Origin of the sequence: Pallidibacillus thermolactis (genome assembly GCF_025660415.1) — a bacterium.
Lineage (GTDB): Bacteria > Bacillota > Bacilli > Bacillales > Caldibacillaceae > Pallidibacillus > Pallidibacillus thermolactis.
In genome coordinates this window covers 24,516-40,330 of the sequence record NZ_JAOUSE010000007.1, presented here as the reverse complement: position 1 = coordinate 40,330, position 15,815 = coordinate 24,516, and the positions used below count along the sequence as shown (strand labels likewise).

The window sequence follows — 15,815 nt, the reverse complement described above, 5'->3', positions numbered from 1 at the left end:
TATTAGATAGATTTAATTGATCTATTCTCCAGATTCATCATCATTCGGATTATCGCCTACATTATAATGATCATCCTTATTTTCGGTTTCTGGTGTGTTCGCATTGTTTTTTTCTTTTCCACGTGGTTTTTCATTTCCACCGTCTTGACCATTTCCATTCCCTTGATTATTTTTATTCTCACTTTGCTCGTCACTTTGATCTCTTTCGTTTCCTTCGTCCGATTCATTTGCGTCATGATCATCCTCATTTTTTTCGTTTCCACTTTCTTGATCAATTTCATCATTCGAATTATCATCTGGTTGTTCCTCTTCATCAGGTTCTTCAACAAAAGTAGAAAGATCTAGAGAAACACTAGCAGGATCACTCTTATTCCCATCTTTTACAGCATAAACGGTAAATGTATATTTTAAACCAGGAACGACATTTTCAACTTTCAGTCCATTTTTCTTCGTTGTACTTATCAATTCTTCAGCTGAACCATCGATCGACACATAAACCTCGAATGATACGCCTTTTATATTTGAATTGAAATTCCAATTTAATGTTGCCTTTTGTGCATTTTCATTGTAATCCGCACTTAAATTCGTAACAGCCGGTAATTTATCGTATTTTGTTGATACCTCTGTCGGTTCTGTTCCTTTTACAAAATATTCATAGTAAATTTCACTACTTGGTGTAAATTGACTTGCTTTTTTCGGTGGATTAGAACCTTTTTCTATGGCAACTTTAACAACACTATCTGGTTGCTTAAAATCTGGTGTATCAATACCATCATGTACATAGGTCATTAACTTTTTAAATAATGTCATAGCGATACGCGTTTCTGGAGAATATAATGCTTTGCTACGATCTGAATAACCGACCCAAATGGCAGCAGTATAATTTGTCGAATATCCACCAAACCATGAATCTGGCACACCACCTTGTTTAATACCCCATCTTTGTTTATCTTCCTCTGAATAGTTAGAGGTTCCGGTTTTACCTGCAATCGGCACACCAGGTACTTGGGCTCTTGTACCGGTTCCACTTGTTACAACGTCTTTTAACATGTCAGTAATGAGGAATGCTGTATAATCTTGCATCACTCTTTTTGATTTAGGAGACATATCAATTTCTCTTCCATCAGGAAGAACAACTTTTCTTACTGCATGTGGTTCATTATAAATACCGTCATTACCAAAGGCGGCATATGCTCCTGCTAAGTGGATTGGCGCAATACCATTTTCCATGCCACCTAACGCATATGATTCTCCAACGTATTCATCCTTGTTTAAAGGAATGCCAAGATTTCTTGCGAACTGTTCAACATTATCTTTTCCAGCCTCTTGAAATGCTTTTACAGCTGGAACGTTCCTGGACCATTGTAAATGATAACGCATCGTTTGATTACCCGTATATTGTCCATCATGGTTGCGAATAGTTGTATCTGTCCCTGAATACTTGTACGGTTCATCATTTAAAATTTGTGCTGGAGACCATTTTAAATGTTCAATTGCTGGTCCATAGCCAAAAATAGGCTTCGCCGTTGATCCAGGATGTCTTGTATTATCGATAGCATAGTTAAATCCACGCTTGACGGTTTGTTTTCTTCCGCCACCTATAGCTCGAATTTCACCATTTTTCGTATCCGTTAAGATGACACCTGCTTGAATTTCATCATTCGAAAATCCGACAGAATCATCGTTGTTTAATAAGTCATATACCTTTTCTTGTGCACCTTTATCCATTGTTGTATATATTTCTAAACCATCCGTATATATATTAAAACCAAGTTCTCCTACTTCATCGATTACTTTATCAATAAAAGTATCGTAAGGTGTATTTTCCTTTTCATCTTCTTCTTTGGAAACTACAAGGTCAGAAACATCCACATTTTGGGCATCATTCATTTCTTTTTCGGTAATAAAGCCATGTTGATGCATTAATTTCAAGACTGTTTTCTTTCGGCCATTAGCTAAATCTGGATTTACTAAAGGGTTATATGCATTTGGTCTTTGTGGAAGTCCTGCGATAACTGCAGCTTCAGGTAATGTTAGTTCATCTAGCGATTTACCGAAATATTCTTCACTTGCCTTTTTAATCCCATACACATTTCTACCCATGTTGACTTTATTGACATACATTTCAAAAATTTCTTCTTTTGTAAAATGTTGTTCTAGCTGAATGGCTAACCAAGCCTCTTGAACTTTACGCTTCAATGTTTTTTCCTGTGATAAAAACGATAGTTTCACGACTTGCTGGGTTAAGGTTGATGCCCCTTGAGAACCAAATCCTTCAGTAATATTACTTAATACTGCCCCACCTAAACGTATAATATCAATACCGTTATGTTTAAAAAAGCGAACATCCTCAGTGGCTAATATTGCATTACGGACAAGTTCAGGTATTTCTTCATAACTAACTAAATCTCGTTTTTCTGTACCAAGTTCGACAATTGGTTCTTTATTCATATCATAAATCGTTGATGGAACAGAATCTTTTAAAGCAGCAGGGTCAAATTTTGGTGCATCGCTGATCCAGTAGGCAACAACACTAACACCAGCAATGAGACCAATAAATCCTAATACAAGTAGAGTCAGGAAAACACGCTTTGCTATCGTTTTCCATGATTTCTTCTCAGCAGCACTACTTTTTGTCCGATTTTTTCTTTGTTTTTCTTTTTCTCTTCTTTCTGTCCTAGATTTATATTGCTCTGACATAACGTATCTTCCTTTCATTCCAACTTTAATAGTGCGTCACTATATGATGGAATTTAAAAGTATTATTTGTTCATAATGTCTAATTTTATTATAAACGGAAAAAATAAAAAACGATTAGATAAAAATATTTTAAAATTTAGTAATATATTTGATCGACAATTTTTAAATAATCAATTCGAGGTTGAAAGCCAATTGGGATATGGTGTCCGTAATGATTGATTTCATCCTTCGCAATCGACTTTCTGCCTCCATTTTCCATACGCTCCCAAAATTTTAATAAGTACTTACCTTCTAGTAAAAATATTTCTTCAGTTGTAGAAAAGCGAATAATAACAAATGAAATTCCATCACATGCTAAAACTTGTTTAATATGGTTAATTTGATGAGCATGAAAGTTTTGTAAAGGAATTGAAGTTTTGCTTTTTGTTTCTTTTGCTTCAAAGTCTATATATTTTCCTTTATATACACCATTATAATCCGTTGTGGAAGGTGTTTTAAAATAAGCTTCTTTTATAACAGCTTTACTACGATGTGGATAATCAACGTTTACAATTTGTATCGGTGTTGGTTTTTTATGAATAACGGCTATTTGATTGGCTAAATAATATTCATTAGATTCATTTAAATCTTCCTCTAATGTCATACCACGATTTCCGTATTCATAATTTTTCAGTCTTTTTTCGGCTTTATAAGGTTTAAAAATTTTACCATTCGGATATCGAATTTCCATTTTTTCACCTCTTGCTAATACTGATCAGTAAATGAAGGAGTGCTATCCACGTGTTTGCGAAAATCGAGAATGAACATGATATTATACAGATTGTTAAAAGGAAAACAAATTTAGGCAACATAGATAATATATCACGAACAAAACACTATGAAATATTTTATTTTGATTACAAAGAAATAAAATGGTCCTTGCTTGCCAGTCTAGTTTCCCGTAATGCTGGCTGGAATATGTGTGACCTAGAAGGTGATCGATTAGTTAAACTAATGTCTGTTGAATATCGCCGAACCTTGTTTTCCATGTATGAACGAGCGAATTGGCTCATTTTTAACGATGCTTATCCACAATTATTAATCTATCATTATTCTACGAAATATAATAAGCCTTTGTTTCATTTATTACGATATTTTCGTATTTCAGAATTTATGATAGATGAATGGCAAACATTTTGGAAAGATCGGGATGAAACGAGACTACTTTACGCCTTAATTATTAATGAACAAAATCTAATTCAAAAACCGATTATAGCCAATACAGTTTATCATAAAAGAATTTTTAATTCACTCCCTTATCGACTTCAAGAAAAACTTCATTTTAATGTCATATTATTTCCAACGTTATCTGGTAAAATTTACGGTGCATCGATGAAAAAGTTTCAAAATGTTCATGTGCGAATTGAATTTGGCAAACAATTATCATGGATCTTATTTGATTCGGGCTATCTCCAAGAATTTATACATTTTATAAAAAAAACCGTTCATACAGGATCTCGTTATGATTATGAAAAATATTTTAGCGAAAAAATGAGAAGGGATACTCCGTATTTACGGTTTACATATCCTATTATAGAACATGTTCCTGAAATTGGACCTTCATGGGATCAACAAAAAAAAGTCAAACGAAGTTGGTTTCATTCACCAAAAATAAAAGATGATATTGAAATTACGAACTGGTATAAAAAGAAATTAATTGAGATGTCGCTATTAAAAAACTTGCAGGAATGGATTCAGTTAAATCAATAAGAAAGAGCAGGGGGTCCTGCTCATCATGATTAAGTCGATGGTCGATTTGGTCCTTCTAGTTTTGGATTACCTTCTCCAGCTTTTGTATAGGCACGATTTTCTTTTTCAGCACCACGATTTTTGTTTTTCTTTTTAGCCACATTTCCACCTCCTAACATTTCATAGTATGAACAAAATAACCATTATCATTCTTCGACAAACCATGGGGATTCTATGTCAAATAACCACTCTCTTTAGCGAATCTCAACTAGTTTTGTCAGGGGGCAGGAAGATTTTTGTTTAAAGAGAATTAAGTATTTAATTGAGATGACAGGGGGGATCATGGTGAAAAGTAATTCTACTATTATGAAGATACAAGAGGTATTAAATCAATTAAGTAATCTTCAAAGGGAAGTCGAATTACTAGAAAAGAAATTGGATCAAGCTGTTTATGCAAAGCGAAATAAGATCGTAGATGAACATCAGATGATGATTAATAAACTAGAAAATGATTTTGGAGAATTTTTTGAAACATATATGGTAGAAAACAAGTCATTACAAGAACATAATTATTTTAAAAGAAAAGTAGTTTAAGTAGTTTTTTATTAGAGGTCCACCTAAAAGTAAGTTATAATAGTTTTGAGGTGACAACGAGATGGAACATAAAGAACATAAAATAATGAAGACCAAAACCATAAAGTTGAAAAATTACCTAAAGCAAATAAATTCCAATTATGAAAATGTCCGTTCGACCGGTGAGCAAAAAGATTTCTATACTGTCATCCAGCCATTCGTAGACGAAGTATACGAATTTACAGACGAATGGGTAGAATATGCAAAAAATTGGATTCACAAATACAAACCGAAAAACTTAGTTGTACAACAAGTTGAATCAGCTTTCGAAAATATAAGAGAGATTTGTGCTCAATCTTTTTTTGCAAAAACGAGTTATCGTAGGTTTAAACATACTTTCCATTCCATTAATTACACATTAGAAAAGCTTTTGACGGAAATTAGCAAAAAAGAAGCCGACTAAATTCACATTTCAATATAATATCACATACTATAATGGGGAAAAGTAGGGAGGCTTGCAGTATGTATGTTAATCCGAACAAATTGTCCTACCATTATATCCCTAGACATATACCACCATATATGCAACATCAATACCCATTCCAAGTGATGCCCATAAATCATGAATATATGAATTCGTTTACAAACCAAACCATGATGCAAAGTTTAACGCCAATGTTTAATGTGGGTTTTCAAGAAACACTTCATCGTCCACCTAATCATTCATATCCTATCCAATCTTTGCTCGAAAATCCGATAGACCCTTTATATGATTTTCAACAGATAATTCCATACGAAATAAACCAGCATCTATCTGAATGGCCTATAAATATGCCTGATAATCAAAAATCAAAAATGGAGACAAATGGAATACTAAAATATTTTAAAACACAAGATGGAACTGTTGATTTAAACAAAATGTTTTCAACCGCTGGCCAATTAATAGGAACATTAAATCAATTACAAGCGTTTATCAAAGGTTTGAAGTTGATGTTTAAATCATAATAATGGGGCATACCTGTAAAGTATTATTAAAGGCATGCCCTGTTATTTTTTATTCAATTTCAATCATCTTACCTTTTCTTTTAGGTACGATTACCGTTAATAGTCCATCACGATAAGTTGCTTTTGTTTGTTTTTCTAAAACTGGTTGATAAAATGGTATCGTGCGGCTGACTTGTGTGTAGGATTGTTTATTATGTGTTGTTTGTGTTTTGTCATTTTCTATTGTTTCCATTTCTGTCTGTTTTACGGTAATGGTTAATCGATTGATCATTGTATGAATATGAATTTGATTTTTACGGACACCAGGTAACTCTGCATAGACGATATACTTATCCTCTTCTTCTTGAACTTTTACTTTAAATCGAGGTTTAAAGTATGTGTGTTGGAATAATTCATCAATACTTTCTAATAAATTTCTAAATGGACGTTCTTGGAAAAGTGGTGCAAAGTTAAACCATTCCTTTATAGGATCTTCTGGAAGATTTGATTTTCGAGAGTTTTCATTTGCCAAATAACATCCACCTCTTTACACAATATTTTTTGCTATAATATATGAACAAAAATAATGTATGTGAATAAGTGATAAATCACTTTGTATTTATTTTGAGAGCAGAACAAATATTCGTTATAATAGTCCTTGACAAATACGTTTTTCATTTTAGTTGTGTTGAATTTTTAAAGAATAAACAAAGCTTTTTATAAAGCTCATGATTTTCATAATGATAAATTTAAAAAACGAAGTATAGAATTAAAGGTGAAAAAATGCTTGGAAAACGGAATTTACAAGAAATGATAGGTTGGATGAAATCAAATAAAAATATTAGTGAAAATATAACACATTGGGAGACAATTGAAGGAAAGGAAGCCAATTTTGTTGCTTTTCCTGACAATCTTCATCCTAAATTAAAAAAAGCATTAATAAAAAGAGGTATTACCTCTTTATATAGCCATCAACGAGAAGCTTTTGAATTGGCTATGAACGGTATGAATTTTACGGCGGTCACACCGACTGCCAGTGGAAAGACATTATGTTACAATTTACCTGTCTTACAATCAATTCTAGAAAATAGTGAGACTAGGGCTCTTTACCTGTTTCCTACAAAAGCCTTAAGTTATGACCAAAAAAGTGAGATAAATGAACTTATTGATACAGCAGAAATCAATGTGAAATGTTATACATATGATGGGGATACACCTGCAAATGTTCGCCAAAAGGTAAGAAAAGCAGGTTCAATTGTTATTACAAATCCAGACATGTTGCATTCGGGTATATTACCTCACCATACAAAATGGGTATCGTTATTTGAAAATCTTAAATTTGTCATTATCGATGAATTACATATTTACAGAGGAGTTTTTGGTAGTCATACTGCAAATGTTATTCGACGTTTAAAGAGAATTTGTCAGTTCTATGGTAGTAAACCTATATTTATTTCTACATCAGCTACAATTGCTAATCCAAAGGAGTTGGCGGAATCGATAACTGGTGAACATACAAAACTTATTGACAAAAATGGTGCCCCAAGTGGAACAAAACATTTTGTGTTTTATAATCCACCCATTGTAAATAAATCATTAAATATACGAAGAAGTGCTACATTAGAGGTTCGCAAACTTGCCAGTGAATTTTTAAAAAATAAAATTCAAACGATTATCTTTGCAAGAAGTCGAGTTCGGGTGGAAATTATTTTAACGTATTTGCAAGCATTGATTAAAGATAAGATTGGTGCGGCCGGCATCCGCGGATATCGTGGCGGATATTTACCAACGGAGCGGAGAGAAATTGAAAAAGGATTGCGTAATGGTGAAATATATGGCGTTGTGTCAACGAACGCTTTAGAATTAGGTGTAGATATAGGTCAACTACAAGTATGTATTATGACCGGTTATCCTGGGACAATCGCAAGTGCTTGGCAGCAGGCTGGGCGAGCCGGAAGAAGAAATGGAGAAGCATTAATTTTGTATGTTGCAAGTTCAACCCCTCTTGACCAATATATCATTAACCATCCGGAATTCTTTTTTAAACAATCTCCAGAAGTTGCACGAATCAATCCGAACAATTTAATTATTCTTGTTGATCATATTAAATGTGCAGCTTACGAATTGCCATTTAAAAAAGGGGAAACCTTTGGCGGGATAGATGTTGAAGATATTCTTGATTACTTGTTAGATCAAAAAGTACTTGTTTATAGTAAAAATAAATACCACTGGATGAGTGATTCCTTTCCGGCTCATAACATAAGTCTTCGTTCTGCATCACAAGAAAATGTTGTTATTATTGATCAGACTGATATTGCTAATGTAAAAGTGATTGGTGAGATGGATACATTTAGTGCAATGACACTACTCCATGATGAAGCAATTTATCTTCATCAAGGAACACAATACCAGGTAGAAAATTTAGACTGGGAAGAGAAAAAAGCCTATGTGAGAGAAGTTAAGGTTGATTATTATACAGATGCGAATCTTGCCGTTCAATTAAAAGTATTGGAAGTCGATAAAGAAGCAATTTTCGAAAAAACTATTGTTCAGAATGGAGATGTTGCCGTCCAAGCAATGGCGACCATTTTTAAAAAAATTAAATTTGAAACTCATGAAAATATTGGATCAGGTCCAATACATTTACCTGAACAAGTGTTACACACTACTGCAACTTGGATTTCTTTGAAAAATCAGCTCATGGCATTGGATGAGAAACGGATTGAAGAAGGCTTGATCGGTTTAACTCATGCATTAAAAAATATTGTCCCGATGTATGTGATGTGTGATCCGAAGGATGTATTTGTCGTTCCGCAAGTGAAAGCAAGTCACAATGACAAACCGACAATCTTTATATATGATCGCTATCCAGGTGGTGTTGGTTTAAGTGAAGGAATTTATTCAAAAATTAATGACATTTTATTAGAAACGAAAAATACGATCCAATCTTGTCCATGTGAGTCTGGTTGCCCATCTTGTATCGGAACCGATATACTGACAAAAACTGGAAAATCTGATGCTCTCCTTTTATTAGATTATTTTATTGAAGGTATTTAAGGGTGAGAATTTTGAAATTAAAAGCAAAACTAAAAATGTACGAGTCATATCTAACCTATGAAGAGTCAAAAATTCAAACGGAAGCAACACAAAATATAGAGATTCCCCATTTAGAAAAATGGAATAGTTTTAATACTACTCCTTATTTTTTAGATGGTGCGTATTGTTTAATACGTGAAAAACGTTATCCGATTCATACAAAAAGAGGGAAATATTCCTTTTCTGACTTTTTTAACGCTGTTTCAGCTTGGCAAAACTCAGACGTCGATCACCCATTATCAACTAAGGGTTTTCAACCAACAGACTTATTTTTCTTTGATACGGAAACAACTGGGTTAGGTGGCGGAGTTGGGAATACTATTTTTTTACTCGGTTATGCTTATGTTAAAGATAATGAGATTATCGTAAAACAACATCTATTACCTGAGCCTGGGGGTGAAATCCCTTTATATGACAGTTTTTTAAAATCTATCGATTATACTACTCTCGTTACATATAATGGAAAAGCTTTCGATTGGCCACAAGTGAAAACACGACACACACTTATTCGTGAACATGTCCCAAAACTACCACAATTTGGTCATTTTGATTTATTACATGCAGCGCGCAGGCTTTGGAAGGGAAAATTAGAGTCCGTCAAATTATCGATGGTTGAAAAAGAAGTATTAGGGATTAAGAGGGAAGATGACGTACCAGGATTTCTTGCACCAATGATCTATTTTGATTTTGTGGAAACAAAAAATGTCGACGGTATTATGAAAATAATGGAACATAATGAAGAAGATGTACTTTCATTAATTACTTTATATACCCATCTATCATTTCAGTTATTAGAGTTGGATCAAGAGCAGTCAAAGATCGAACAAATACAAGTTGGAAAATGGTACTCATCATTAAAACAAACAAGTCAGGCAATAAAAATTTATGAACAAGCGCTTGAAAATTTTGAAGGTAAAGAGGCGTGGCAAGCTAAATTTGATTTAGCTTTGCAATACAAGAAACAAAAACAAATTGAAAAAGCAATACCTCTTTGGGATGAGATTATAAAAAAAGGGAAAGGAACTGTTAAGGTTAACGCAACAATTGAAATGGCAAAATATCTTGAACATAAACAAAAAGATTTCTATATGGCTCTAGATATGGCTAAAGTTGGGCTTCATGAATTAAAAACGATACAAAAAATAAGTAATAAAATACCAGAAAAATTAGAACAAGACTTACAAAAACGAATACAACGTTTAAAACTAAAATTGTTAAAACAAAGACGTGTTAATCCCTATAGAAAATAATGACATTTGTAAAGCTTTTAAATGAACATAATTGTTATTTCCTAGGCAAGCGCATACTTCAACAAAAATTCTTATATTTTATTTTGTTTCGACAAAAATAGGGAAAAATCAAAAAAGTAATTGCGTTCTTAATATAATATCGTTACAATTATTTGTGTCTATCATCATACATTGAAAGTAGTGAGTAAGTTGCATCGTGCCTTATTATTCCTTTTTTTTACTTTAATCGTAACCGTTATGTTCGTATTTATCATTTTTCAAGATGAAATGCTTTTATTACTTTAGGAATCTTGGAAAAATAGGTGATTTCATTAGTACATGTATCCCCTATATATCATAGGTTATTAGTGTAGAAGCTGATTAATCATTGAAAGGGGAGAAAATGTATGCCTTCATTTTCATGCAATCAAATGCCACCGATGGGTGATCCAACAGGGATGATGCAAACAACAGGTTTTGGACCAGGTATGGGACCGACCCCAGGATTTGGCCCAGGATTCGGACCGGGACCAGGTCCAGTAACAACAGGACCGGTAAATATAGCTCCAGCAAACGTCACACCACCAATTGTATCGCCAACTCAGCATTTTGTTAATACAAACCAATTTACTACCATTGTCCCTCATATTCATCCATCTCATACAACGACAGTAAATAAACACAAGTTTATCCATGAACATTATTGTCCACATACGGAATCCTGTGTAAATGAAGTAAGCCATCAACATGTCAATTGTGGCTGTCCACGTCCAATGAAACCATTTTGTGGTTGCTAAAGTTATAAAATAGTGGAATAAAATTTGGTCCTGTATCATAAATAGGTACAGGACTATAGATTTTTGAAAAGAAAAATAAATAATATATTATATGTATAATTCGTATTACTTTTTCGTAAAGTTGTTGTATAATATGGATTGCATCTGTGATATGTTGAACAGATGACCTATTACATAGGAAAGTAGACCTTGTATGTAAAATTGACAAAACTTTATATTTCTGGAAAAATACAAGTAATGAATTAGATCGGGGTGATAAATTTGTTATCCAATATTCAATTAACAGCAAAAGACATACTTGAAAAGGAATTTAAAACAAGTATGCGTGGTTACAATCAAGAAGAAGTGGATCAATATTTAGACATTATTATTAAAGATTATGAAATCTTTACAAAATACATAGAGGAACTTCAACTTGAAAACCAAAAATTAAAGAAACAATTAGAAGAAGCACGCAAACAACCTGTGCAACCAACAGGAGCAACAAATTTTGATATTTTAAAGCGGTTGAGTAATTTAGAAAAACATGTTTTTGGAAGTAAATTACAAGATTAATGTTACCATTGATTGAATAAATAACCATTGAAAGTTTTTTTTGCTTAGATTATACTAATATAGTGTCACCGTTAATAACGTTCGGGTAATCGCGGTACTGCATTGCAGTGCTGAGGAAAGTCCATGCTCGCACGGTGCTGAGATGCCCGTAGTGATCGTGCCTGGCGAAACAATAAGCCAGGGCAGTCTGGTTACGACTGGACTGACGGCAGGGAACGTACCTAAGTCCGTTTGGATATGGTGCTATTACCTTGAAAGTGCCACAGTGACGTAGCCTTGGAAGAAATGACAAGGGTGGAACGAGGTAAACCCCACGAGCGAGAAACCCAAATTATGGTAGGGGAACTTCCCCTGGGGAAATGAACCTAAGGGGGAGGCAAGAGATTCTCTTGCAGATAGATGATTACCACCGGAGTACGAGACGAGAGTCGCTGGTAGTACGAAGGTACAGAACATGGCTTATAGAACGTTATTAACGGATTCGAACGATAAGGAAGGCTGTCTCATAAATTACGGACTCTCCGTTATGAGACAGCCTTATTTTGTTTAAAATAAACATAATGGTTAAACGTAGAGGTGATGAGATGTCAAAATTTAAACTTTTAGCTACTGCAGCAATGGGGATTGAGTCTGTTGTTGCTAAAGAAGTTCGAAACTTAGGTTATGAATGTAAAGTAGACAACGGGAAAATTATATATAATGGTGATAGTCTTGCAATAGCAAGGAGTAACTTATGGCTTCGTACGGCTGATCGTATCAAAATTATTGTCGGAGAATTTAAGGCAAGAACCTTTGATGAACTCTTTGAAGGTACAAAAAAATTACCATGGGAACAATTTTTAAATGAACATAGCGAATTTCCTGTTTCAGGCAAATCGGTAAAGTCTACATTACATAGTGTGCCAGATTGTCAAGCCATTGTAAAAAAAGCAATTGTAGAACGGTTGAAGTCAAAATATAAGAGTGTAAGCTGGTTTGATGAAAAGGGACCAAAGGTTCCTATTGAAGTATCAATTTTGAAGGATAAGGTGACACTAACCATTGATACTAGTGGACCTGGTTTACATAAACGAGGATATCGAACTGCTCAAGGAGAAGCACCGTTAAAGGAAACATTAGCAGCAGCTTTAATTCTATTAACAAATTGGACACCTGATAAACCTTTTGTAGATCCTTTCTGTGGTTCTGGAACGATTCCGATAGAAGCAGCGCTGATAGGGCAAAATATCGCTCCAGGGTTTAATCGGGATTTTATATCTGAACAGTGGCATTGGATGAGTAAGTCTGTTTGGGATGAGGCACGAAATGAAGCGGAAGACTTGGCTAAATATGACCAAGAGTTAACCATTTTTGGCTCTGATATCGATCACAAAATGGTGGAGATTGCGAAGACAAATGCAATGGAGGCCGGACTAGTTGATTTAATTCAATTCAAACAAATGAGGGCAACGGACTTTCATACTAAATTAAAATATGGTGTACTCGTTAGTAATCCTCCTTATGGAGAAAGACTTAGCGAAAAAGAAGAAGTAGAAAAACTTTATCGAGAAATGGGACAAGTTTATGATCAATTAGATACCTGGTCAATCTATATTCTTACGTCCCATGAAAACTTTGAAAAATTATACGGTAAAAAAGCAACAAAAAAACGAAAATTATTTAATGGTTTTATTAAAACTGACTATTATCAATTTTGGGGACCGAGAAAACCGAAAGAAGTTATAAGTTAGATAAATAATTGGACTAATCATTCATTCATTTTACTAAGGACCAGATTACTTTTCAAATATATTTTGGGAAGTAATGGGTCTTTTTCTTTTATAAAATTTATCGTGAAAAAATGTATTCATTCGAACTTGTAAAATTTAGGAATATTTTATTTTTTCATGATTATAATATTTATTATCAAAAAGAAGAAAAGGGGTGGAATATGTATAAAGATAATCATATAGATTTTGATCGTATTTTTAAAGCATTGGAATCTGCATATGAAGAACTACAACAAGATCATTTGGCACAAGAGGCGATCCAATCTATAAAAGAAGCAGAGGAAAATGTCCACCAAGCATTAAATTTCAATTTATCCACTCCACTGTTCAGATCTAATAATTAGTAATGGGGCTGTCCAAAAGTCATAAAGGATTTTTGATAGGAAAGTCGGCTACGATACTGCGGGAAACAAAGACCTCCGCAAACATGTTTCCACGTAAGGTGGTTTAGGTCCGTGCCACTGGTATTCGCTAATGTAGCTATCATTGACCACAAAATCAGACTTTATGGACAGCTCCTTCCTTATTTTTTTATTGTCTTTTCCCTTAGATGCTATAATTGTGAAACATTTCACTTTGTCCACCATCAAAATGCAAGACTTGGGACTTATTGGATATACATAAGTTTTAATAATTGTAAAAATTTACGACAATTCAAATTCAGGCTATAATAAGTTTATCAAATTTAAAGGGGGATATTAATGGCCACAATGACAAAACAATTAGAAACTGACTTTTTAAAATATGTAAAAAAAATAAAAGCATATGAAGAAGCGTTAAAATTAATGTATTGGGATCTTCGAACAGGAGCTCCGAAAAAAGGAGTCGAAGGACGTTCTGAAGTGATTGGGTTATTGTCATCTGAAGTTTATAAAATGGAAACTTCCGAAGAGATGGAATCTTTTTTGAATCAATTATTGGATGGAAAAAATAAGGATCAAATGTCTGAGATTGCTTTAAAAACTGCACTGGATTGTAAAAAAAGTTTTGAACGAATGAAAAAAATCCCGATAGATGAATACCAAGCTTATGTTACTTTACAAGCAAAGGCAGAATCTGTTTGGGAAGAAGCGAAAGAAAAGGCAGACTTTGACATGTTTCGTCCCTACTTAGAAGAACTTGTTGAGACAACAAAGCGTTTTATAGGTTACTGGGGTTATAATGGAAATAAATATAATACTTTACTTGATATGTACGAACCAGGAATGACGGTTGAGAAATTAGATACTGTTTTTCGGGAAGTTCGTGACGGTATTGTTGGCTTATTACAAAAAATTGAGAAATCAAATAGCAAAGTCGACACATCTTTTATTAATTTTTATTTTCCAAAGGCAAAACAGGAAGCATTTAGTATCGAAATATTAAAACAGATGGGTTTTGATTTTAATGCAGGACGTCTAGACGAAACGGTCCACCCTTTTCAAATAACAATTAACCAAGGTGATACACGCATAACAAACAAATACGACGAACGGGATTTTCGTGTTGCTATCTTTGGCGTAATGCATGAAGGTGGTCATGCCCTTTATGAACAAAATATTTGTAAAGACCTTGCAGGGACAACTTTAGCTAGAGGTACATCAATGGGTATTCATGAATCACAATCATTGTTTAATGAAATTTTTATTGGTAGAAATAAACAATTTTGGAAGCGAAACTATGATTTATTGAAAAAATATACCAGTGGTCAATTAAATAATGTATCACTTAATGATTTTTATTTTGCTATTAATGAAGTACGGCCAAGTTTAATCCGTATTGAAGCTGATGAAGTAACGTATCCTTTACATATCATTATTCGTTATGAAATAGAGAAGGGCCTCTTTAACAATGAAATTGAAGTTCAAGATTTGCCTATGATATGGAACGAGAAATATAAAGAATATTTAGGAGTCAAACCGGATCATGATGGTGTAGGTGTTCTTCAAGATGTACATTGGTCTAGTGGAAGTTTCGGTTATTTCCCATCATATGCGTTAGGTTATATTTATGCAGCACAATTTAAACATGCAATATTAAAAGATCTTCCAAATTTTGATGAAATTGTAGCTAATGGTGATCTCATTCAAATAAAGAGATGGTTTATTGAGAAAGTTCATCAATATGGTAAAATGAAAAAACCGTTAGAAATTTTACAGGAAGCTACAGGAGAAGACTTAAACGCTCGTTATTTAATAGACTATTTAAATGAAAAATATAGTAAAATATATCATTTCTAAATAAATAAAAAGGAATCTACATATGTCTTTTTTTATTTGTACAAGTAGATTCCTTTTGTAATTTTTTAGATAGATTTGTTTTGTGTTTTGCTTATTGTTTTGTTTTCATTATTAAATATTATTTTCAATATCCATTCGCAAATACGATTCGATAAGTCTAGTTTT

General features: G+C 33.4%; 14 protein-coding genes and 1 other RNA gene. 12 read left to right on the top strand and 3 right to left on the bottom strand.

The features are described from left to right. Positions 1-21: 21 nt before the first annotated feature. Together OEV82_RS04220 and recU are read right to left on the bottom strand one after the other, a co-directional pair. On the bottom strand, positions 22-2,700 hold the full coding sequence (locus tag OEV82_RS04220) for a transglycosylase domain-containing protein (protein ID WP_263061134.1): 2,679 nt from the start codon (positions 2,698-2,700) through the stop codon (positions 22-24). A 136-nt stretch (positions 2,701-2,836) separates the two neighbouring features. Continuing rightward, positions 2,837-3,430, bottom strand: coding sequence for a Holliday junction resolvase RecU (gene recU / locus OEV82_RS04215; protein ID WP_263061133.1), 594 nt, complete (start codon positions 3,428-3,430; stop codon positions 2,837-2,839). Positions 3,431-3,480: 50 nt separating this feature from the next. Between recU and OEV82_RS04210 the strand changes: the two genes are divergently transcribed. The 4 genes from OEV82_RS04210 (at position 3,481) to OEV82_RS04195 (ending at position 6,006) form a co-directional block, all read left to right on the top strand. Further along, positions 3,481-4,449 (top strand): DUF2515 domain-containing protein, encoded by a 969-nt coding sequence (locus tag OEV82_RS04210; RefSeq protein ID WP_263061132.1) that lies wholly within the window; start codon positions 3,481-3,483, stop codon positions 4,447-4,449. Between the two features lie 324 nt (positions 4,450-4,773). Continuing rightward, positions 4,774-5,022, top strand: coding sequence for a hypothetical protein (locus OEV82_RS04205; protein ID WP_173659159.1), 249 nt, complete (start codon positions 4,774-4,776; stop codon positions 5,020-5,022). A 61-nt stretch (positions 5,023-5,083) separates the two neighbouring features. Further along, the gene (locus OEV82_RS04200) at positions 5,084-5,464 is read left to right on the top strand and encodes a YppE family protein (protein WP_173659161.1); all 381 of its coding nucleotides are present in this window, start codon (positions 5,084-5,086) and stop codon (positions 5,462-5,464) included. A 59-nt stretch (positions 5,465-5,523) separates the two neighbouring features. Beyond that, complete coding sequence (locus tag OEV82_RS04195; RefSeq protein ID WP_173659163.1) at positions 5,524-6,006, top strand: YppG family protein; 483 nt, start codon at positions 5,524-5,526, stop codon at positions 6,004-6,006. Positions 6,007-6,055: 49 nt separating this feature from the next. On the opposite strand, the gene OEV82_RS04190 is transcribed toward OEV82_RS04195, so the two are convergent. Continuing rightward, complete coding sequence (locus OEV82_RS04190; protein ID WP_173659165.1) at positions 6,056-6,517, bottom strand: Hsp20/alpha crystallin family protein; 462 nt, start codon at positions 6,515-6,517, stop codon at positions 6,056-6,058. Between the two features lie 251 nt (positions 6,518-6,768). Between OEV82_RS04190 and OEV82_RS04185 the strand changes: the two genes are divergently transcribed. The 8 genes from OEV82_RS04185 to OEV82_RS04150 all read left to right on the top strand — a co-directional run bounded on the left by OEV82_RS04185 (position 6,769) and on the right by OEV82_RS04150 (position 15,650). Beyond that, positions 6,769-9,042 carry a DEAD/DEAH box helicase gene (locus OEV82_RS04185; protein WP_263061131.1) on the top strand — a complete coding sequence of 758 codons (2,274 nt, stop codon included), beginning with the start codon at positions 6,769-6,771 and terminating at the stop codon, positions 9,040-9,042. A gap of 2 nt (positions 9,043-9,044) precedes the next feature. Beyond that, entirely contained in the window at positions 9,045-10,331 is a 1,287-nt protein-coding gene (locus OEV82_RS04180; RefSeq protein WP_317634298.1) for a ribonuclease H-like domain-containing protein, read from the top strand. A 386-nt stretch (positions 10,332-10,717) separates the two neighbouring features. Then, complete coding sequence (locus OEV82_RS16135) at positions 10,718-11,107, top strand: CotD family spore coat protein (protein ID WP_377701605.1); 390 nt, start codon at positions 10,718-10,720, stop codon at positions 11,105-11,107. Between the two features lie 261 nt (positions 11,108-11,368). After that, entirely contained in the window at positions 11,369-11,662 is a 294-nt protein-coding gene (gene gpsB, locus OEV82_RS04170) for a cell division regulator GpsB (RefSeq protein ID WP_263061130.1), read from the top strand. A gap of 77 nt (positions 11,663-11,739) precedes the next feature. After that, an RNA gene (rnpB, locus tag OEV82_RS04165) (RNase P RNA component class B) lies at positions 11,740-12,129 on the top strand. A 117-nt stretch (positions 12,130-12,246) separates the two neighbouring features. After that, complete coding sequence (locus tag OEV82_RS04160) at positions 12,247-13,392, top strand: THUMP domain-containing class I SAM-dependent RNA methyltransferase (RefSeq protein ID WP_173659525.1); 1,146 nt, start codon at positions 12,247-12,249, stop codon at positions 13,390-13,392. Positions 13,393-13,592: 200 nt separating this feature from the next. Further along, complete coding sequence (locus OEV82_RS04155) at positions 13,593-13,775, top strand: hypothetical protein (protein WP_173659527.1); 183 nt, start codon at positions 13,593-13,595, stop codon at positions 13,773-13,775. Between the two features lie 357 nt (positions 13,776-14,132). Continuing rightward, on the top strand, positions 14,133-15,650 hold the full coding sequence (locus OEV82_RS04150; RefSeq protein WP_263061129.1) for a carboxypeptidase M32: 1,518 nt from the start codon (positions 14,133-14,135) through the stop codon (positions 15,648-15,650). Positions 15,651-15,815: the final 165 nt, after the last annotated feature.